Origin of the sequence: Blastococcus sp. TF02-09, from assembly GCF_003319105.1 — a bacterium.
In the GTDB taxonomy this organism is placed as follows: Bacteria; Actinomycetota; Actinomycetes; order Mycobacteriales; family Geodermatophilaceae; genus Blastococcus.
On sequence record NZ_QOHH01000003.1, the window covers coordinates 55,254 to 72,724 of the forward strand.

General features: G+C 75.2%; 20 protein-coding genes. 4 read left to right on the forward strand and 16 right to left on the reverse strand.

Annotated features, from left to right (window positions below; translation table 11 throughout):
* Positions 1-33: 33 nt before the first annotated feature.
* The 6 genes from DQ239_RS05270 to rpe are packed head-to-tail and all read right to left on the reverse strand — an operon-like array spanning position 34 to position 4,461.
* A complete protein-coding gene (locus DQ239_RS05270) occupies positions 34-297 on the reverse strand; it encodes a phosphoribosyl-ATP diphosphatase (protein WP_113833380.1) in 264 nt (87 codons plus the stop codon).
* Positions 294-815, reverse strand: a complete 522-nt coding sequence (ribH, locus tag DQ239_RS05275; protein WP_113833381.1) for a 6,7-dimethyl-8-ribityllumazine synthase — start codon at positions 813-815, stop codon at positions 294-296. Before ribH ends, DQ239_RS05270 begins: the two co-directional genes overlap by 4 nt.
* Positions 812-2,125, reverse strand: a complete 1,314-nt coding sequence (locus DQ239_RS05280; RefSeq protein WP_113833382.1) for a bifunctional 3,4-dihydroxy-2-butanone-4-phosphate synthase/GTP cyclohydrolase II — start codon at positions 2,123-2,125, stop codon at positions 812-814. The genes ribH and DQ239_RS05280 overlap by 4 nt, the downstream gene beginning before the upstream one ends.
* Positions 2,122-2,730, reverse strand: coding sequence for a riboflavin synthase (locus DQ239_RS05285; RefSeq protein WP_113833383.1), 609 nt, complete (start codon positions 2,728-2,730; stop codon positions 2,122-2,124). Before DQ239_RS05285 ends, DQ239_RS05280 begins: the two co-directional genes overlap by 4 nt.
* A gap of 1 nt (position 2,731) precedes the next feature.
* The gene (ribD, locus tag DQ239_RS05290) at positions 2,732-3,793 is read right to left on the reverse strand and encodes a bifunctional diaminohydroxyphosphoribosylaminopyrimidine deaminase/5-amino-6-(5-phosphoribosylamino)uracil reductase RibD (protein WP_113833384.1); all 1,062 of its coding nucleotides are present in this window, start codon (positions 3,791-3,793) and stop codon (positions 2,732-2,734) included.
* On the reverse strand, positions 3,790-4,461 hold the full coding sequence (gene rpe, locus DQ239_RS05295) for a ribulose-phosphate 3-epimerase (RefSeq protein WP_113833385.1): 672 nt from the start codon (positions 4,459-4,461) through the stop codon (positions 3,790-3,792). The genes ribD and rpe overlap by 4 nt, the downstream gene beginning before the upstream one ends.
* Before the next feature lie 63 nt (positions 4,462-4,524).
* Here rpe and DQ239_RS05300 point away from each other — a divergent pair, with 63 nt between their 5' ends.
* The 4 genes from DQ239_RS05300 (at position 4,525) to DQ239_RS05315 (ending at position 7,507) form a co-directional block, all read left to right on the forward strand.
* Positions 4,525-5,073: a hypothetical protein gene (locus DQ239_RS05300; RefSeq protein WP_113833386.1), complete on the forward strand. Its 549-nt coding sequence runs from the start codon at positions 4,525-4,527 to the stop codon at positions 5,071-5,073.
* Between the two features lie 15 nt (positions 5,074-5,088).
* On the forward strand, positions 5,089-5,571 hold the full coding sequence (locus DQ239_RS05305) for a hypothetical protein (protein WP_113833387.1): 483 nt from the start codon (positions 5,089-5,091) through the stop codon (positions 5,569-5,571).
* A 39-nt stretch (positions 5,572-5,610) separates the two neighbouring features.
* On the forward strand, positions 5,611-5,907 hold the full coding sequence (locus tag DQ239_RS05310) for an aldehyde dehydrogenase family protein (RefSeq protein ID WP_113833388.1): 297 nt from the start codon (positions 5,611-5,613) through the stop codon (positions 5,905-5,907).
* Between the two features lie 61 nt (positions 5,908-5,968).
* A complete protein-coding gene (locus DQ239_RS05315; protein WP_113833389.1) occupies positions 5,969-7,507 on the forward strand; it encodes an HNH endonuclease signature motif containing protein in 1,539 nt (512 codons plus the stop codon).
* A gap of 12 nt (positions 7,508-7,519) precedes the next feature.
* On the opposite strand, the gene DQ239_RS05320 is transcribed toward DQ239_RS05315, so the two are convergent.
* From DQ239_RS05320 to mihF, 10 genes are all read right to left on the reverse strand, one after another.
* A complete protein-coding gene (locus DQ239_RS05320) occupies positions 7,520-8,917 on the reverse strand; it encodes a transcription antitermination factor NusB (protein WP_113833390.1) in 1,398 nt (465 codons plus the stop codon).
* Positions 8,914-9,906, reverse strand: coding sequence for a methionyl-tRNA formyltransferase (gene fmt, locus DQ239_RS05325; RefSeq protein ID WP_255411195.1), 993 nt, complete (start codon positions 9,904-9,906; stop codon positions 8,914-8,916). Before fmt ends, DQ239_RS05320 begins: the two co-directional genes overlap by 4 nt.
* Positions 9,843-10,388, reverse strand: coding sequence for a peptide deformylase (gene def / locus DQ239_RS05330; protein WP_113833391.1), 546 nt, complete (start codon positions 10,386-10,388; stop codon positions 9,843-9,845). Before def ends, fmt begins: the two co-directional genes overlap by 64 nt.
* A 32-nt stretch (positions 10,389-10,420) precedes the next feature.
* Positions 10,421-11,104, reverse strand: a complete 684-nt coding sequence (locus tag DQ239_RS05335) for a hypothetical protein (protein ID WP_113833392.1) — start codon at positions 11,102-11,104, stop codon at positions 10,421-10,423.
* An 88-nt stretch (positions 11,105-11,192) separates the two neighbouring features.
* Positions 11,193-13,148 (reverse strand): primosomal protein N', encoded by a 1,956-nt coding sequence (locus DQ239_RS05340; RefSeq protein WP_113833393.1) that lies wholly within the window; start codon positions 13,146-13,148, stop codon positions 11,193-11,195.
* A 44-nt stretch (positions 13,149-13,192) separates the two neighbouring features.
* On the reverse strand, positions 13,193-14,386 hold the full coding sequence (gene metK / locus DQ239_RS05345) for a methionine adenosyltransferase (RefSeq protein ID WP_113833394.1): 1,194 nt from the start codon (positions 14,384-14,386) through the stop codon (positions 13,193-13,195).
* 135 nt (positions 14,387-14,521) lie between these two features.
* Positions 14,522-15,745 (reverse strand): bifunctional phosphopantothenoylcysteine decarboxylase/phosphopantothenate--cysteine ligase CoaBC, encoded by a 1,224-nt coding sequence (coaBC, locus tag DQ239_RS05350; protein WP_113833395.1) that lies wholly within the window; start codon positions 15,743-15,745, stop codon positions 14,522-14,524.
* 158 nt (positions 15,746-15,903) lie between these two features.
* A complete protein-coding gene (rpoZ, locus tag DQ239_RS05355) occupies positions 15,904-16,167 on the reverse strand; it encodes a DNA-directed RNA polymerase subunit omega (protein WP_012949163.1) in 264 nt (87 codons plus the stop codon).
* 53 nt (positions 16,168-16,220) lie between these two features.
* Complete coding sequence (gene gmk, locus DQ239_RS05360; RefSeq protein ID WP_233488782.1) at positions 16,221-16,769, reverse strand: guanylate kinase; 549 nt, start codon at positions 16,767-16,769, stop codon at positions 16,221-16,223.
* 80 nt (positions 16,770-16,849) lie between these two features.
* On the reverse strand, positions 16,850-17,176 hold the full coding sequence (gene mihF, locus DQ239_RS05365) for an integration host factor, actinobacterial type (RefSeq protein ID WP_091769659.1): 327 nt from the start codon (positions 17,174-17,176) through the stop codon (positions 16,850-16,852).
* Positions 17,177-17,471: the final 295 nt, after the last annotated feature.

Consider the following 17,471-nt stretch of genomic DNA (forward strand, 5'->3'; position numbering starts at 1 on the left):
GGACTCCTCAGGTGGGGGCGGGAACGGTGATGATCAGAGGTGAGCGTAGACGTCGTCCAGGGTCAGACCCCGGGCGAGCATCAGCACCTGCACCCGGTAGAGCAGCTGGCTGATCTCCTCCGCCGTCCGCTCCTCGCCCTCGTGCTCGGCGGCCATCCACGACTCGGCCGCCTCCTCGACGACCTTTTTGCCCGCGGCGTGCACGCCGTCGCGGACCGCGGCGACCGTGCCCGAGGCGGCGTCGCCGTCGGCGACCTTGGCCGAGAGCTCGGCGAAGAGGGAGTCGAACGTCTTCACGACCGGCCTCCCGCGGGGACGGCGCTGAAGCCGGTCGTGCGCTGCGGGCCGCGCAGGTCGCGCAGCGTCAGAGCGGTGGCGAGCGCGGCGATGGCGGCCTCCCAGCCCTTGTCCTCGGCGGACCCGGGCAGTCCTGCGCGGTCCCGCGCCTGCTCCTCGGTGTCGCAGGTGAGGACTCCGTTGCCGACCGGCCGGGAGGCGTCCAGCGCGACCCGGGTCAGGCCGGCGGTCACCGCGTCGCACACGTACTCGAAGTGCGGCGTCCCACCCCGGATGACCACGCCGAGCGCGACGACGGCGTCGTGCCGCTCGGCCAGCGCCTGGGCCACGACCGGCAGCTCGACGGCGCCCGGTGCGCGGACGACGGTCGGCTCGGTCACCCCGCTGGCGCGGGCGGCCTCGAGGGCGCGGGCCAGCAGGCTGTCGGTGATCTCGGCGTGCCAGGTGGTGACGACGATGCCGAGGGTCAGCCCGGCCGCGTCCACCGGCTCGACGACGGGTGCTCCCGACCCGCTCATGACGGCTGCTCGTCGAGGCGCAGGGGGACGTTCTCCGGGATCGGGTCGGCGTGCGGGGGCTCGCCGGCGGCCTCGGGGTCCGGCTCGATGATGTCGAGCAGGTGGCCCATCCGGTCGCGCTTGGTCCGCAGGTAGCCCAGGTTCTGCGTGGTGACGTGGCTGGGCAGGCCCACCCGGCCGAGCACCTTGAGGCCGTAGCCCTCCAGCCCGGCGCGCTTGGCCGGGTTGTTGGTGAGCAGCCGCATCGTGTGCACGCCGAGGTCGACCAGGATCTGCGCGCCGGTGCCGTAGTCGCGGGCGTCGGCCGGCAGGCCCAGGTCGAGGTTGGCGTCGACGGTGTCCGCGCCGAGGTCCTGCAGCTGGTAGGCCTGCAGCTTGTGAAGCAGGCCGATGCCCCGGCCCTCGTGCCCGCGGATGTAGAGCACGATGCCGCGCCCCTCGTCGGCGACGGCCTGGAGCGCGGCCTGCAGCTGGGGGCCGCAGTCGCAGCGCAGCGAGCCGAAGACGTCGCCGGTGAGGCACTCGGAGTGCACGCGGACCAGCACGTCCTCGCCGTCGCCGATGTCGCCGTAGACGAAGGCGACGTGCTCGCGCTCGTCGTAGGAGCTGCGGTAGCCGACGGCGGTGAAGGTGCCCGGGGTCAGCGGGACGATCGCCTCGGCCACCCGCTCGACCAGCTTGTCGAAGCGCTTGCGGTAGGCGATCAGGTCGGCGATGGAGACCATCACGAGGTCGTGCTCGTCGGCGAAGACCCGCAGCTCCTCGCCGCGCGCCATGCCGGTCGGGTCCTTCTCGCTGACGATCTCGCACAGCGTCCCGGACGGCCGCAGGCCCGCGAGCACGGCGAGGTCGACGGCGGCCTCGGTGTGCCCGGGACGGCGCAGCACGCCGCCGTCCTTGGCCCGCAGCGGCACGATGTGGCCGGGGCGGGAGAGGTCACGGGAGGTCGCCTCGGCGTCGGCCAGCAACCGGATCGTCGTCGCCCGGTCGGAGGCGGAGATGCCGGTGGTGACGCCCTCGCGGGCGTCGACGGTGACCGTGTAGGCGGTGCCGAGCCGGTCCTGGTTCACCCGGTGCATGGGCGGCAGGTCCAGCCGGTCGGCGTCGGCCTCGGTGACCGCGACGCAGATGTAGCCCGAGGTGTACCGGACCATGAAGGCCACGAGCTCGGGGGTGGCCAGCTCGGAGGCGAAGATGAGGTCGCCCTCGTTCTCGCGGTCCTCGTCGTCGATCACGACGACCGGGCGACCGTCCTTGATCGCGGCGATCGCCGTCTCGATGCTGTCCAGACGGATCCGTGGTGTGGTCACCGACGTGCCTCCAGCAGTCGCTCGACGTACTTGGCGATCACGTCGACCTCCAGGTTGACGGGGTCCCCCGGGGCGCGCGTGCCGAGCGTGGTCTCGCGGAGGGTGGTGGGGATGAGGCTGACCTCGAACCAGGGCTCGGGGTCGGTCGCGGCGCTCACGGCGCTGACGGTCAGCGAGACGCCGTCGACGGCGATGGAGCCCTTCTCGACGACGTACCGGGCCAGCCCCGTGGGCAGCGCGATGCGGAAGACCTCCCAGTGCGTGCTGGGCTCGCGGGTGAGCACGGTCCCGACGCCGTCGACGTGGCCCTGGACCATGTGCCCGCCGAGCCGGGTGTGGGCGGTGACGGCACGCTCCAGGTTGACCCGGCTGCCTTCCTCGGCCTTGCCCAGGCTGCTGCGCCGCAGGGTCTCGGCCATGACGTCGGTGCTCCAGACGCCGTCCTGCACGGAGGTGACGGTCAGGCAGACGCCGTTGACCGAGATGGAGTCGCCGAGGGCGACGTCCTGGAGCACCGTGCGCGCCCGGATCTCCATCCGCGCGGCGTCGGTCTGCTCCTCGCGGACGACGAGCGTGCCCACCTCTTCGACGATGCCGGTGAACACCTCAGCTCCCTTCCCGGTCGGGCTGTCGGCCTCCAGTGTGCCGGGTGGGCCGCAGCCGGAGCTGCACGTCCCCACCCAGAGGGAGGATCTCGACGGTCTCGAAGGAGAGCGCACCGGCGATCGAAGTGATTCCCAGGTCGCCGACCAGCGAGGGGCCGGCGCCCAGCAGCTTCGGCGCGAGGTGCACCACGGCCTCGTCGACCAGGCCCGCACGGAGGAACGCCGCGGCCAGGGTCGGCCCGCCTTCGAGCAGCACCCGGCGGACGTCGCGGTCGAAGAGCTCGGCGAGCAGGGCCGCCGGGTCGGCCGCGCGGCTGACCACCGTGGGCGCGGCGTCGTCCAGGACGCGGGCGTGCTCCGGGAGCCGGCCGCGGCGATCCACGACCACGCGGAGCGGCTGCCGGTCGGCGTCGCGGCCGTCGGCGTCGCGCACGGTCAGCTGCGGGTCGTCGGTCACCGCCGTCCCGGAGCCGACGACGACGGCGTCGCAGGTGGCGCGCAACCGGTGGACGGCGGCGCGCGCCTCCTCGCCGGTGATCCAGCGGCTGCTGCCGTCGGCGGCGGCGACCCGGCCGTCGAGGGTGGCCGCGACCTTCCAGATCACCTGCGGGCGGTGCTCGCGCACCCCGGTCAGCCACGGGCCGAGGGCGCCGAGCTCGGCCTCGGCCTGCTCGACGCCGAGCTCCACGGCGATCCCCGCCGCCCGGAGCCGGTCGACCCCGCCGCCGGCGAGCTCGGTCGGCTCGGGAACGGCGACCACGACGCGGGCGACCCCGGCGGCGATCAGCGCGTCGGCGCAGGGGCCGGTGCGGCCGGTGTGCGCGCACGGCTCGAGGGTGACCACGGCCGTGCCGCCGCGGGCCCGCTCCCCCGCTGCCGCCAGCGCCCGCACCTCGGCGTGCGCGCCGCCGGCCGGCTGGGTCGCGCCCTCGCCGGCGACCGTGCCGTCGGCCGCGAGGACGACGGCGCCCACCGCGGGGTTCGGGCTGGTGGTGCCGAGGACGGAGGCGCCCAGCTCGCGGGCGCGCGCCATCGCCGCCCGCTCGCGGTCGAGGACCGTCATCCCGACATCGCCGAGGCGGCCTGCGCGCGCAGTGCGGCGATCGCCTGGGCGGGGTCGTCGGCCCCGTAGACGGCCGAGCCTGCGACGAACATGTCGACGCCGGCCTCCGCGGCCTGCTCGATGGTGTCGGCGTTGATGCCGCCGTCGATCTCCACCAGCAGGGTCAGGTGGCCGGCGTCCACCAGCTCGCGGGCCTTGCGCGCCTTGGGCAGGACGTCGGCGATGAACGACTGCCCGCCGAAACCCGGCTCGACGCTCATGACCAGGAGGGTGTCGAAGTCCGGGAGGACGTCGAGGTAGTCCTCGAGCGGCGTGCCCGGCTTGATGGCCAGGCCGGCGAGCGCTCCGGCGGCGCGCAGGTCACGGGCGACGGCGCGCGGGTCGGTGCAGGCCTCGGCGTGCACGGTGACGTTGCGCGCGCCCATCTCGGCGTAGCCGGGCGCCCAGCGCTCCGGGTTCTCGATCATGAGATGGCAGTCCAGCGGCACCGGGCTGACCGCCTGGATCGCCTGGGCGACCGGGAGGCCGAGCGTCAGGTTGGGCACGAAGTGGGCGTCCATGACGTCGACGTGCAGCCAGTCGGCGTCGGCGACCCGGGCGACCTCGTCGGCCAGGTGCGCGAAGTCGGCGGAGAGGAGGCTGGGCGCGATCTTGGGCTGCCGGGACACGGACGGAGTCTAGGTGGGGTCGATCAGCGGTTTTGCCGCCTCTGGTGCCCTAGCCTCCGCCCCGTGACCGACGGCACACGCGCCCCCACCCGGGAGCTCGGCGACGACGCCACCGCGGAAGCCGCCGAGCGCGCCCGGGAGGAACTGCTCACCCAATGCGGGACGCAGCTGCCGCTCCTGGCCGGCATCGCGCTGCTGCTCGTCGAGCCGCAGCGGTGGTCGTCGGACGCCTGGTACGGGGCTGCGGCGCTGCTGCTGGTCGCCGGGACAGCGGTGTGGCAGTACGGCACTCGGCACGGCCAGGAGGGTCAGGCCGAGGTCCTGGTCGCCGAGTACGCGGTCCTCCGCTCCGTCGACCCCGGGGTCGGCCGCCGGCACGTGGCCGACGAGACCGCGAAGCGCTTCGCGTGGACCCGGTTCATCGCCTGGCCGCTGTGGCTCGGCGCCGTCGGGCTCCTGCTGGTCTTCGGCCAGTGGGGCCGGCCGGCATGGGCGCTCCCCGGAGCGGTCCTGGTCGTCGTCGCGGCGGCAGTCCACCTGACCGCCCGCGAGCGCGAGGCCCGCGCGGGTCGCCGCTGGCGGGCCGACCCGCCCGGTCCGCCGCGCGACTGACGAGAGGACGCAGTCATGTGGAAGAGCGCGCACGTCCGCTGGCTCGCCGGCGCCTGGACGGTGTTGTGGGCCGTCGCCTGGGCGGTCGACGCGCTGATGGGCTGGGACAACGCATGGCCGCTACTCGTGCCCGCCGTCCTGACCTGGCGCCGGCTCTGGTCCCCCTCCGGCACGCGGTGGACGCGGGAGGCGACCGGTATGGCGCTGCGCCGGCACGCGGATCCGGGCGCCGAGCTGCGGGACGCGACCGAGGCCCATGCGCGTGAGTCCCTGGCCCGCCCGCGGTGGCCGGCGTGGGGTCTCGCGGTGCTGTCGGTCGTCCTCGGCGTCGCCTGCGCAGTGGTCGGCCGGCAGCGCGGGGATGGCTGGGACGCCGCCCCGGCAGCCGTCCTACTGATCGTGGCGGTCGGGGTGCTCGTCGTGGACCGGGCCGCCCGCCGACGCGCCCGCCGCTGGATCGACGATCCGCCGTACGCCGAGGTCGACGCGCGCCGCTGACCCCGTGCCCGTGACGGGCGACCGGGTAGGGCCCGGCCCATGGCTCCTGGGACCTCCGCACCCGCCCGCTACGACGGCTTCGACCGGATGCCCATCGCCGGCAGCTGGCGAGCCGGACGCGCGGGGAAGACCGCGACCGACACCGATCCCTACACCGGCGAGACGCTGACGGAGATCCCGCTGGCGAACGCCGAGGACCTCGACGAGGCCTACGGCACCGCACGGGAGGCCCAGCGGGACTGGGCGGCGCGGCTACCGAGCGAGCGGGCGATCGACGAGTTCACCACCGACCACTGGGTCAGCGTCCAGCACACCAAGCGGAAGTTCGCGTTCTGATCTCTCCTGGCCAGGCTGTTGACCTGGGGAAACTGTCGTACCCCCGGTCTAGCGTCGGGTCATGGCATCGAGGAGCGGGGTCGCGGTCGGCGTGACAGTCGTGCCCATCGATGCCGGGCCGTCGTCGTGGGAGCCGGCCGATCCGGATCCGGCGCCGCAGTCCGAACCGCTGGGTCAGTGGCTGCCCCGCCGACGGTCGTCGGCGCAGGCTGCGGCGTTCCTGCAGCAGATCACGGCCGCCGAGGCCAAGCTGGCGGCGCTGAGGCTCGAGCTGGTCCTCGACATCGCGGCGGCCCGCCCGGCTCCGAGTGATCCTCGTCCTGGGCGTGCCGCCGAGGTGGAGCACGGGCCGGCGGGGACGAGCGAGTTCGTGCTCGACGAGCTGGCGCTCATCATGGGATCGAGCCGGGACGCGGCGGTGCTGCTGCTGGACCAGGCGCACACGCTGACCAGCCGCCTGCCCCTCACCTGCCGCGAGCTGGCCGCCGGCCGGCTGGACTGGCCCCGGGCCAGGGCGATCGCAGCGGAGCTGGGCCGCCCGGCGGACGGCAGCGACCCGGCCGTCGTCGAGGCTGTGGAGGCGGCGGTGCTGCCCGTCGCGGCCGACCTGTCGATCCGGCGGCTGCGCGAGCTGGTGCACCGCGAACTCGTCGCCCGTGACACGGAGGCCAATGACCGCCGCCGGAAGCAAGCGCGGGATGCCGCGGACGTGACGGTCCGGCGGATCGGTATCGGCATGAGCGAGCTCAGGCTGCGGATGCAGCACCAGGAGGCGGTCGCCTGCCGGCGGACCCTCGACGCGCACGCCCGAACTGTCAAAGACGCCGGCGACCGGCGGCCGATCGGGGTGCTCCGGGTCGGCGCCGGCCTCGACCGCATGCTGCGGCCCTGGCAGGAGCAGCCGCGGGTGACCGCGCACCTGACCGTGGTCGCCCCACTGGGCGCGCTCACCGTCGGGGCCTTCCTCGACTCCGGCGCTCCGCTCCCGGCCGCGTTCCGCCCCGCCCGACCCACCGAGCGAGCACCGATCGGTGACGTGGACGGGGAGGCGATCACCGCCACCCACCTGCGCGAGCTCCTCGAGCAGCTCGACGCCCTCTGCCCGGGCGGCCTGCAGGCACCCACCGGCGGCACCCTGGACATCGCGCTCACCGGCGCGGGCGGGCGACTGCTCGCAGTCATCGGGCGGCGCGAGCTGGAGCGCCGGGCGCACCAGGGTTGCCCGGCGCACCCGGACGAGCGATGCGGCTGCCCGGCGCTCACCGCGCCACCGGCGGTGAGCCGCTACAGCCCTTCCGCCGGGCAGCGCCGCTTCGTCAGCGCGCGCGACCGCACCTGTCGCCATCCCGGCTGTCACGTGCGAGCCGGGTGGGCCGATCTCGACCACGTCGTCGCGCACGCCGACGGCGGCGCCACCGACTGCGTCAACCTCTGCTGCCTCTGCCGCCGCCACCACCGACTCAGGACCCACGCCGACGGCTGGACCCACACTCTCGACGACGACGGCGTGCTCACGGTCGTCACTCCGAGCGGGGTCACCCGCACCACCCGGCCACCGGGTCTCCGCATCCCGGAACCGGACGACCCGCCTCCTTTCTGAGGCGGACGACGATCAGCGAGTGCGGCGGAGCAGTGCCATGAACATGGCGTCGGTGCCGTGGCGGTGCGGCCACAGCTGCCCGTAGTCGCCCCGGGCGATCCCGGGGACCTCCGGGAACAGCGGCGCGACCGGCAGCACCTCGACGTCGTCGCGGCCTGCGGCGACCTCGACGACGCCCACGGTCTCCTCGGCGTGCGGTGAGCAGGTCACGTAGGCGACCACTCCCCCGACCCGCACCGACGCCAGCGCGCTGGCGAGCAGCTCCACCTGCAGCTCCACCAGTGGGGCGACGTCCTCCGGCATGCGACGCCAGCGCACCTCGGGACGGCGGCGCAGCGCACCGAGCCCCGTGCACGGCGCGTCGAGCAGCACCCGGTCGAAGGACCCGGCCTGCCACGGCCCCTCGCGCCCGTCGGCGGCCAGCACCTCGACGTCGGCCTCGTCCCGCAGCGCCTGGCGGACCAGGTCGGCGCGGTGCGGAGCACGGTCGACAGCGGTGAGCCGCACGCCCTCGGGCCGGACGGCCGCCAGCAGCCCGGCCTTGCCCCCGGGCCCGGCGCACATGTCGAGCCACGCCTCGTCGCGCCCCTCGAGCGGTGCGCGAGTCAGCAGCAGCCCCGCGAGCTGGCTCCCCTCGTCCTGCACTGCGGCCCGCCCGGAACGCACCGAGGCCAGCCGCCCCGGATCGCCACCGGGCAGCCGGACGGCAAACGGCGAGTACGGGCCCGGGGCTCCCCCGGACTCCTGGACCAGCTCGTCGCGGGCCACCCGGCGGGCCACGAGGTGCACCTCCGGTGCGGCGTCGTCGGCGAGGAGCGCCGGTTCCAGCTCCTCGTTCCCGCCCAGCGCGGTCCGCCACGCGTCGACGATCCACCGCGGGTGGTCGGTGGCCAGGGCGAGCCGCTGCTCGTCGTTCCCGTCCAGCGCGTCCAGCCACTGCGCCCGGTCGCCACCCGCGGCGACCTTCCGCAGCACCGCGTTGACCAGCCCGGAGGCGCCGGTGCCCACGATCGCCCGGGTGAGGTCGACGGTGGTGTCGACGGCGGCGTGCGACGGCACCCGCAGGTCCAGGAGCTGGTAGGCGCCCAGCCGGAGCAGGTCCAGCACCCGCGGGTCCAGCTCGCCCAGCGGCCGGTCGACCAGCCCGGCCAGCACCGCGTCGAGGGTGCCGGTGGCGCGCAGGGTGCCGTAGGCCAGCTGGGTCGCGAAGGCGGCGTCACGGGTGTCGAGCTCGCGCTCGCGCAGCAGCTGCGGCAGCAGCAGGTTGGCGTAGGCGTCCCGCGACGTGACCCCGTCGAGCACGTCGTAGGCGGTCAGGCGGGCGCCGTCGAGCGGACGCCGACGCGGGGCGGGCTGCGGCCGCTTCCCGCGCCGCGGGCCGCCGGCCGGGCGCCTCGGCGGGCGGGTCACGCCTCTCCCAGCCGGTCACCGGCCGCGAGGCGGGCGCCGCGCGCCCAGTCCGACGCCGGGATCATGCGCTTGCCGGCCGGCTGCACCTCGCCCAGCCGGACGGTGCCGTTGCCGGTGCCGACGAGTACCTCCCGACCCTCGGCGCGGAGCTCACCGGCCGCGAGCCCGGGCCCGTCGGACGAGGGCGTCACCGGGCCGAGCCGCAGCCGGTCCCCGCGCCACGTCGTCCAGGCGCCGGGGGCCGGCGTGACCCCGCGGATCCGCCGGTCGACCACGTGGGCGGGCAGCGCCCAGTCCACGCGGGCGTCGGCCGGCTCCACCTTCGGCGCGAGGCTGACGCCGTCGGCCGGCTGGGGCCGGGGCTCCAGCGCACCGGCGGCGATGCCATCCAGCGTGGCCACCAGCAGCTGGGCGCCGCTGACGGCCAGCCGCCCGAGGAGGTCGCCCGCCGTGTCCCGGGGCCCGATCGCCTCGGTGACGGTGCCGTAGACCGGGCCGGTGTCGAGGCCGGCCTCCAGCCGGAAGGTGGCGGCACCGGTGATCTCGTCGCCGGCCATGATCGCGTGCTGCACCGGCGCGGCGCCCCGCCACGCGGGCAGCAGCGAGAAGTGCAGGTTGACCCACCCATGCGCGGGCAGGTCGAGCGCCGCCTGCGGGATGAGCGCCCCGTAGGCGACGACCGGCGCGCAGTCGACGGCGAGGTCGGCCAGCTGCGCCAGGAACTCCGGCTCGCGCGGCGACCGGGGCTGCAGCACCGGCACCCCCGCGGCGTCGGCGCGCTCGGCGACCGGCGAACGGCTGGACTTCCGCCCGCGCCCGGACCGCGCGTCGGGCCGGGTGAGGACCGCGACCACCTCGTGCTCCGAGGCCAGCAACGCCTCCAGGGACGGGACCGCGGGGGCCGGGGTGCCGGCGAACAGGACCTTCAGTGCGGGCTCACTTTCACGACGGGGGCGGGCGTCGGCAGGTACGCGCCCAGGTCGGCCCACTCGGCGGCCTGCAGCTCGGCGAGCGCCTCGGTGCGGGCCACGTCGTCGAGCCGGTCGACGAACAGCACGCCGTCGAGGTGGTCGGTCTCGTGCTGGATGGCCCGGGCCAGCAGCTCGGAGCCCTCGACGCGCACCGGGTCGCCGTGCATGTTCCAGCCGGAGGCCACCACGTGCAGGTGACGCCGGCAGTCGTAGCGCAGCCCCGGGAGCGACAGGCAGCCCTCGGGGCCGTCCTGCAGCTCCTCGCCCACCGCGGCGACGTCGGGGTTGACCAGGTGGCCCACCTCGCCGTCGACGAACCACGTGAACACCCGCAGCTCGACGCCGATCTGCGTGGCGGCCAGCCCGGCTCCGCCCGCGGCGTGCATGGTCTCGGTGAGGTCGGCGACCAGCTGCCGGAGTTCGGCGTCGAAGTCGGCGACCGGTGCCGCCGGGGTGCGCAGCACGGGGTCGCCGTACAGCCGGATGGGGGTCACGCTCACCGGTCGATCGTAGGCGTGACCCCCGTCCGGGCTCAGCGGGACAGCGTCACCGTGGACTTGGCCGCCTCGAGGTGGGCGCCCTGCTCGGTCAGCTGGGCGGCTCCGGACGCCTCGTCGACGCCCACGGACGCGGCGAACGACGCGTCGTGGGTCACGACGGTGCCTTCGAAGTCGACGACGTCGCCCTCGGCCACCTGGTAGGGCGACTCACCGGCGTCGCCGATCAGCTGCACCCAGACGCGGTCCTGGTCGGAGGATCCGACCCAGAAGCCCTCGTCGGCCGGCACGGACAGCACCCGCACCGCCGTGCCGGTGACCGGCTGGCCCGACAGGGCGGCGAGCGCGGCCGCCGCGTCCGGCCGCGCGGCCAGCTCGACGACGGAGTCGCCGTTCGCCGTCACGATCTGGCCCTCACCCGAGCCGGCGGGGCTGGAGGGGGCGGCGGAACCCGAGGACGACGAGGAGGACGACGAGGAGGAGGACGACGACGAGCGGGACGACTCGTTCGAGCTGGTGCTGCCGGCGTCGTCGCTCCCGCCGGCCGGGTCGTCGTCGTTCCCGCACTGGCTGAGCAGCAGCGCCGCGATGATCAGGATGCCGACCAGGAGCGCGCCGAGCAGCAGGCCCCGCCTGCGGCCGGCTCCGCGGTCTCCTCCGCCGACAGGGGTGGCGCCGGGCGGGTTGTTCGGGTCGGACGACGGGCGTGCGGCAGTCACTGTGGTGCTCCTCGGAAGGGGGTGGAAAGGCAGCCCGCCCTCTACCCGTGCCGGGCCCCGGCACACTTACGTCGTAAACCGACGCTGGTCACACCAGGTCGAGCGGGTCCAGCTGCACGCGGACGTGCTCGGGCACCTTCTTGGCGCTGCGCACGCCCTGCACCTCGGCCAGAGCGGAGGCGAGCGCTCCACCCGCGGCCCGCGGCACCCGCACGAGATAGCGCTCCCGCTCGCCTTCCTGGCCGGGGCGCGGCCGCTCGGGCACCGGCCCCAGCAGGTCGGCACCGTCGGGCAGCCGCAGCGCCTCGAGGAACTCGGCCAGCGCCGCCGGCGAACCGGACACCGATGCCATGCGGGTGGCGGGCGGGAAGCCCAGCTCCCGGCGGTCGGCCAGCTCCCGCGCCGCGAGCCAGGCCGGGTCCCAGCGCACCAGCGCCTGGACCACCGGGTGCCCGGCGTCCGCGGCCACGACCACGTGCCCACCGGCCGACGCCGGGCGGACCAGCGCCGCGGCGTTCATCCACCGGCGCAGCGTCTCCTCCCCCGCGCGCAGGTCGGCCCGGCCCAGCAGCGCCCACGAGTCGAGCAGCAGCGCGGCGCCGTACCCGCCGTCGGCCACCGGCTCGGCCCCGGGCGTCGCCACGACCAGCGCCGCCCCGCCCGGCACGGACGCCAGCACCCCCGACGTGCTGCCCGAGGTGCGCACCGCCGCGCCGGGGAAGGCCCGCGCCAGCTCCTCGGCGGTCCGGGACTCCCCGATGACCGAGGCGCGCAGCTTGGTGCCGTGGCAGTGCGGGCAGTCGAAGGTCGCCGCCGGGCGGGCGCACCAGCGGCAGGCCGGGATCCGCTGACCGCCCGGGCCCGGCCGCGGCGAGATGCCCAGCGGCCCGGCGCAGTGGGCGCAGCGCGCCGGCGCACGGCATCGTGCGCACGCCAGCGAGGGCACGTAGCCGCGGCGGGGCACCTGCACCAGCACCGGGGTGCCTGCGGCCAGCGCCTTCCGCGCCGCCTCGTGGGCCAGCGACGGCAGCCGGGCCGACCGCGCCGCGGCGTCCCGGGCCAGCTCGAAGTCCTCGCCGAGCGCCTGCACCCGGGGCACGGCGGCTCGGAGCACCGCCCGGTCGGCGACCAGCTCGCGCGCCCAGCCGGACTCCACCAGCAGCGCACCCTCGGCGGTCCGCGTCGTCCCGGCGACGACGGCGGCGCAGTCGTCCAGCCACGCGCGCTGCACCAGCACGTCGCGCGCGTGCGGATAGGGCGCCCGCTCCTCGGCGTGCAGGTCGTCGCCGTCGTCCCAGACCACCACCAGCCCCAGGTCGCGGACCGGCGCGAACATCGCTGCCCGCGTGCCGAGCACCACCTGCGCCGCGCCCCGCGACGCCGCCAGGAAGGAGCGGTAGCGCTTCTCCGGGGAGTCGTCGGCGCGCAGCACCGTGTACGAGTGCGCGGGCAGCAGCTCCTTCGCCGCGGCCGCCAGCCGGTCCAGGTCCCGGCCGTCGGGGACGACGACCAGCGACCCGCGCCGGCCCGACAGCGCGGCGCGGCAGAGCTCGACCAGCCGCGTCGGCCAGTCCTCCCCGGGCAGTGCGGTCCAGACCGCGCGGGCGGGGCGCCCGTCGGCCAGCGCGTCGAGCAGCGCCGGTCCGGCCTGGTAGCGGGCGAACCCCGCCGGGTCCGGCGGCTCGGGCAGCGCCTCCGGGGTCGGGCTCTCCCGCTTCTCCGCCGCGCCCCGCCGGGGCGGGAGGGCCAGCCGGAGCACGTCGCTCACGGTCCCGGCGTACCGGTCGGCCACCGTGCGCACCAGCCGGGCGACCTGCGGCGTGAGCACCGGCTCGCCGGAGGGGATGTGGGACAGCGGCTGCAGCGAGCCGGCGAACTCGGTGGAGTCGGTGAGCTCCCACACCACGCCGTCGACCAGCCGGCCGTGGAAGCGCACCCGCACCCGGCAGCCGGCCCGCACCGTGTCCGCGAGCTTCTCGGGGACGGCGTAGTCGAAGGGCCGGTCCAGGTGTGCCAGGGGCACGTCGACGACGACCCGGGCCACCAGCGGGTGGCCCGGGTCGTCGGCGGGGTCGTTCGGCAGCGTGGTTAGGCGCCCGCGGCCGAGCGGAGGGCGTCGACGCGGTCGAGGCGCTCCCACGGCAGGTCGGCGTCGGTGCGGCCGAAGTGGCCGTAGGCCGCCGTCTGGGCGTAGATCGGGCGCAGCAGGTCGAGGTCGCGCACGATCGCGCCCGGGCGCAGGTCGAACACCGAGGTGATCGCCTTCTCCAGCACGTCGTCGGCGACGGTGCCGGTGCCGAAGGTCTCGACGAACAGCCCCACCGGGTGCGCGGCGCCGATGGCGTAGGCCACCTGCACCTCGCAGCGCTTGGCCAGGCCCGCGGCGACGACGTTCTTGGCCACCCAGCGCATCGCGTAGGCCGCGGAGCGGTCCACCTTCGACGGGTCCTTGCCCGAGAAGGCGCCGCCGCCGTGACGGGCCATGCCGCCGTAGGTGTCGACGATGATCTTGCGGCCGGTCAGCCCGGCGTCGCCCATGGGGCCACCGATCACGAACTTGCCGGTCGGGTTGACCAGGAGGCGGTAGCCGTCGGTGGGCAGGCCGAGGGCGGCCAACTCCGGCTCGACGACGAGCTCCTTGATGTCCGGCGCGAGCAGCTGGTCGATCGAGATGTCCTCGGCGTGCTGCGAGGACACCACCACGGTGTCGACGGCGACCGGCTTGTCGTCCTCGTAGACGACGGTGACCTGGGTCTTGCCGTCGGGCCGCAGGTAGGGCACCGAGCCGTCCTTGCGCACGGCCGACAGGCGGCGCGCCAGGCGGTGGGCCAGCGCGATCGGCAGCGGCATGAGCTCGGGGGTCTCGTCGGTGGCGTAGCCGAACATCAGCCCCTGGTCACCGGCGCCCTGGCGCTCGAGCTCGTCCTCGGTTGAGCCGGTGCGCGCCTCGTAGGCGGTGTCGACGCCCTGCGCGATGTCCGGCGACTGCGCGCCGATGGAGACGCTGACACCGCAGGACGCGCCGTCGAACCCCTTGCGGGAGGAGTCGTAGCCGATGCGCAGCACCGTCTCGCGGACGATCGAAGCGATGTCGACGTAGCCGGCGGTGGTGACCTCACCGGCGATGTGCACCTGGCCGGTGGTGATCATCGTCTCGACGGCGACGCGGCTCTTGGGGTCCTGGGCGAGCATGGCGTCCAGGATCGAGTCGCTGATCTGGTCGGCGATCTTGTCCGGGTGCCCCTCGGTGACCGACTCGGACGTGAAGAGGCGGCGTGGCATGTCGGTACTCCTGGGTCGCTGGGCACGAGGCCGGTCGCTGGCGCGGAACGTCGAGCCGTTCGGTACACCGACTCGTGGGGGCACGTTACCCGGCCGAGACGCGCACGCGGCCAGGGCAGGTGGGCCTGGGGAGGACTACCCCCGCGCGGACGCCGACCGCGGCGCCACCACGGACCAGATCCCGGCGGCGACGGCGTCCTTGGGCCCGCGGGCGATCTCGGTGCTCTCCCCGTCGGCCGCCAGCACCACGACCGCGTTGTCCGCCTGCCCGAAGACCAGGTCGCCGGAGACGTCGTTGACCACGAGCAGGTCGCAGCCCTTGCGAGCCAGCTTCGCGCGGGCGTGGGTGAGCACGTCGCCGTCGGCGTCCCCGGTCTCGGCCGCGAAGCCGACGACGAGCTGCCCCGGCGTCCGCTCGGCGACCAGCTCGGCGAGGACGTCGGCGTTGCGGACCAGCGGCACCGAGTCCGGCTCCCCCGCCGAGTCCTTCTTCATCTTGGCGTCGGCCACCCTGGCCGGACGGAAGTCGGCGACCGCGGCGCTCATCACGACGACGTCGGCGTCCGACGCCTCCGCGTGCATCGCCGTCCGCAGCTCCTCGGCGGTGCCGACGGGCACGACGCGCACGCCGAACGGGGCGGGCAGCTCGACGTTGGCCGCGACCAGCACCACCTCGGCGCCGCGGGCCGCGGCGACCCGGGCCAGCGCCCAGCCCTGCTTGCCCGAGGAGCGGTTGCCCAGGTAGCGCACCGGGTCCAGCGGCTCCCGGGTGCCCCCGGCGCTGATGACCACGCGCCGGCCGGTCAGGTCGTGCGCCAGCGCCGCGGCCCCCGACCCCAGCACCACGGCCGCCAGGGCGGCGATGTCGGCGGGCTCGGGCAACCGGCCCGGCCCGGAGTCCGGCCCGGTGAGCCGGCCGACTGCGGGCGGCAGCACGACCGACCCGCGGCGGCGCAGGGTGGCCACGTTGTCCTGCGTGGCCGGGTGCAGCCACATCTCGGTGTGCATGGCCGGGACGAAGACCACCGGGCAGTGCGCCGTGAGCAGGGTCGCGGTGAGCAGGTCGTCGGCCCGCCCGGCCGCGGCCCGGGCCAGCAGGTCGGCGGTGGCCGGCGCGATGACCACGAGGTCGGCCTCCTGGCCGATGCGCACGTGGGCCACCTCGTCCACGTCGGACCAGACGTCGGTGGTGACCGGGTTGCCCGACAGCGCCTCGAAGGTCGCGGCGCCGACGAAGTGCAGGGCCGACGGCGTGGGGACGACGCGGACGTCGTGCCCGGCCTCGGTGAGCGCGCGCAGCAGGAGGGCGGCCTTGTACGCGGCCACGCCACCGCTGACGCCCAGCACGATCCGACTCATGCGCTCATCCTGCCGCAGACACGACGACGCCCCCGGCGAGAGCCGGGGGCGTCATCACTACAAAGTGGCGGTAACGACGTGACGTCATCAGCCGTAGGCCCCGGTCCAGAGGCTCGCCCCTGAGCTTGCGAAGGGGTGAGGGGGACCGGGGTCCTCTTTCAGTTCTCGCCGGCGGTGTGGGTCAGCAGGCCCTCGTTGATCTCGCGGAGCGCGATCGAGAGGGGCTTCTCCTGGGGAGCGGTGTCCACCAGGGGGCCGACGTACTCCAGCAGGCCCTCGGAGAGCTGGCTGTAGTAGGCGTTGATCTGGCGGGCGCGCTTGGCGGCGAAGATGACCAGGCCGTACTTGCTGCTGGTGCGCTCGAGCAGCTCGTCGATCGGCGGGTTGGTGATGCCCTCGGGGGCAGGTGCGACTCCGGACACGCGGGCGTGCTCCTCAGTAGATCGGGAAAAAGCGCTGCACCTGAGTCGGCTGCTCAGCAGAGGCCGGGTGCGGGCGCAGTCAGCAAGCCTACCAACTCGTCCGCCGCCCGGGCCACGTCGTCGTTGACGACCACCCGGTCGAACTCCCCGGCGGCGTCCAGTTCGGCCTGCGCGATGCGCAGCCGGGCCTCCTGGACCGCCACCGGTTCCGAGCCCCGGCCGGCCAGCCGGCTCTGCAGCTCCGCCCAGGACGGCGGGGCCAGGAAGACCAGCTGCGCCTCCGGGGCCCGCGCCCGCACCTGGCGAGCCCCCTGCAGCTCGATCTCCAGCAGGGCCGGCGCGCCGGTGGCCAGCCGCTCGTGGACCGGGCCCGCCGGCGTGCCGTAGCGGTTGCCGGCGTACTCGGCCCACTCCAGCAGCCCGTCGGTCTCGATCAGCCGGTCGAACTCGGCGTCGGAGACGAAGTGGTAGTGGACGCCGTGGACCTCACCGGGGCGCGGGCGCCGGGTGGTCGCGGACACGGACACCCACACGTCGGGGTGCCTGCGCCGGACCTCGGCGACCACGGTCCCCTTGCCGACCCCGGAGGGTCCGGAGAGCACGGTGAGTCGTGCCGGTGCGTTCGGTCCCACTCGTCGTCCTCGTCCGGGTCGTGCGTCCGTGCGTGTGCCGGGACGGGGACTCAGACGACCTGGTCGCCGCCGAACTCCGTCTCCAGCGCACGACGCTGGTTGGCACCCAGCCCCCGCACGCGGCGCGTCGGGGAGATCTCCAGGCGTTCCATGATCTTCGCAGCCCGCGCTTTGCCGACTCCGGGGAGGGACTCCAGGACGGCAGAGACGCGCATCTTGCCGATCACCTCGTCGGTCTCGCCCTGCTTGAGGACGTCGCCGACGGTCGCACCCTTGCTCTTGAGGCGCTCGCGCAGCTCGGCGCGGGCCTTGCGGGCCGCGGCGGCCTTCTCGAGGGCGGCTGCGCGCTGTTCCGGGGACAGGTCGGGAAGGGGCATGGTGCAACCCAATCGTGTCGTCGCCGGCGGTGATGCTCGGCGGTGCTGTTCGCGATTCGAGGGGGACGTACGGCGTGCGGGAGAAGCCTCGCGACCTGCCCAGTGTCGAGCAAATCCGCAGGTCACGACACCGGGTCGGGCGCGGCGCCGGGCCGCCTCCCGGCGCGTTCACCCGCAGTTGACCACCGCGCTCACCCACCGTGATCGGCGCAGGTCACACCGGATGCGGACGGTGTCGTTTCTGAAGGGGGCCCGAGCCGGCGATCCAGCGGGCCTGACGCGACACGCCCAGCGG

Bases quoted from the DNA above. Each gene is read 5' to 3' on its own strand.
- ribH (WP_113833381.1), bottom strand. From the start codon at position 815: ATGAGCGGGTCGGGAGCACCCGTCGTCGAGCCGGTGGACGCGGCCGGG.
- ribD (WP_113833384.1), bottom strand. From the start codon at position 3,793: ATGACGGTCCTCGACCGCGAGCGGGCGGCGATGGCGCGCGCCCGCGAG.
- DQ239_RS05305 (WP_113833387.1), top strand. From the start codon at position 5,089: ATGTGGAAGAGCGCGCACGTCCGCTGGCTCGCCGGCGCCTGGACGGTG.
- DQ239_RS05310 (WP_113833388.1), top strand. From the start codon at position 5,611: ATGGCTCCTGGGACCTCCGCACCCGCCCGCTACGACGGCTTCGACCGG.
- DQ239_RS05315 (WP_113833389.1), top strand. From the start codon at position 5,969: ATGGCATCGAGGAGCGGGGTCGCGGTCGGCGTGACAGTCGTGCCCATC.
- metK (WP_113833394.1), bottom strand. From the start codon at position 14,386: ATGCCACGCCGCCTCTTCACGTCCGAGTCGGTCACCGAGGGGCACCCG.
- coaBC (WP_113833395.1), bottom strand. From the start codon at position 15,745: ATGAGTCGGATCGTGCTGGGCGTCAGCGGTGGCGTGGCCGCGTACAAG.
- mihF (WP_091769659.1), bottom strand. From the start codon at position 17,176: ATGCCCCTTCCCGACCTGTCCCCGGAACAGCGCGCAGCCGCCCTCGAG.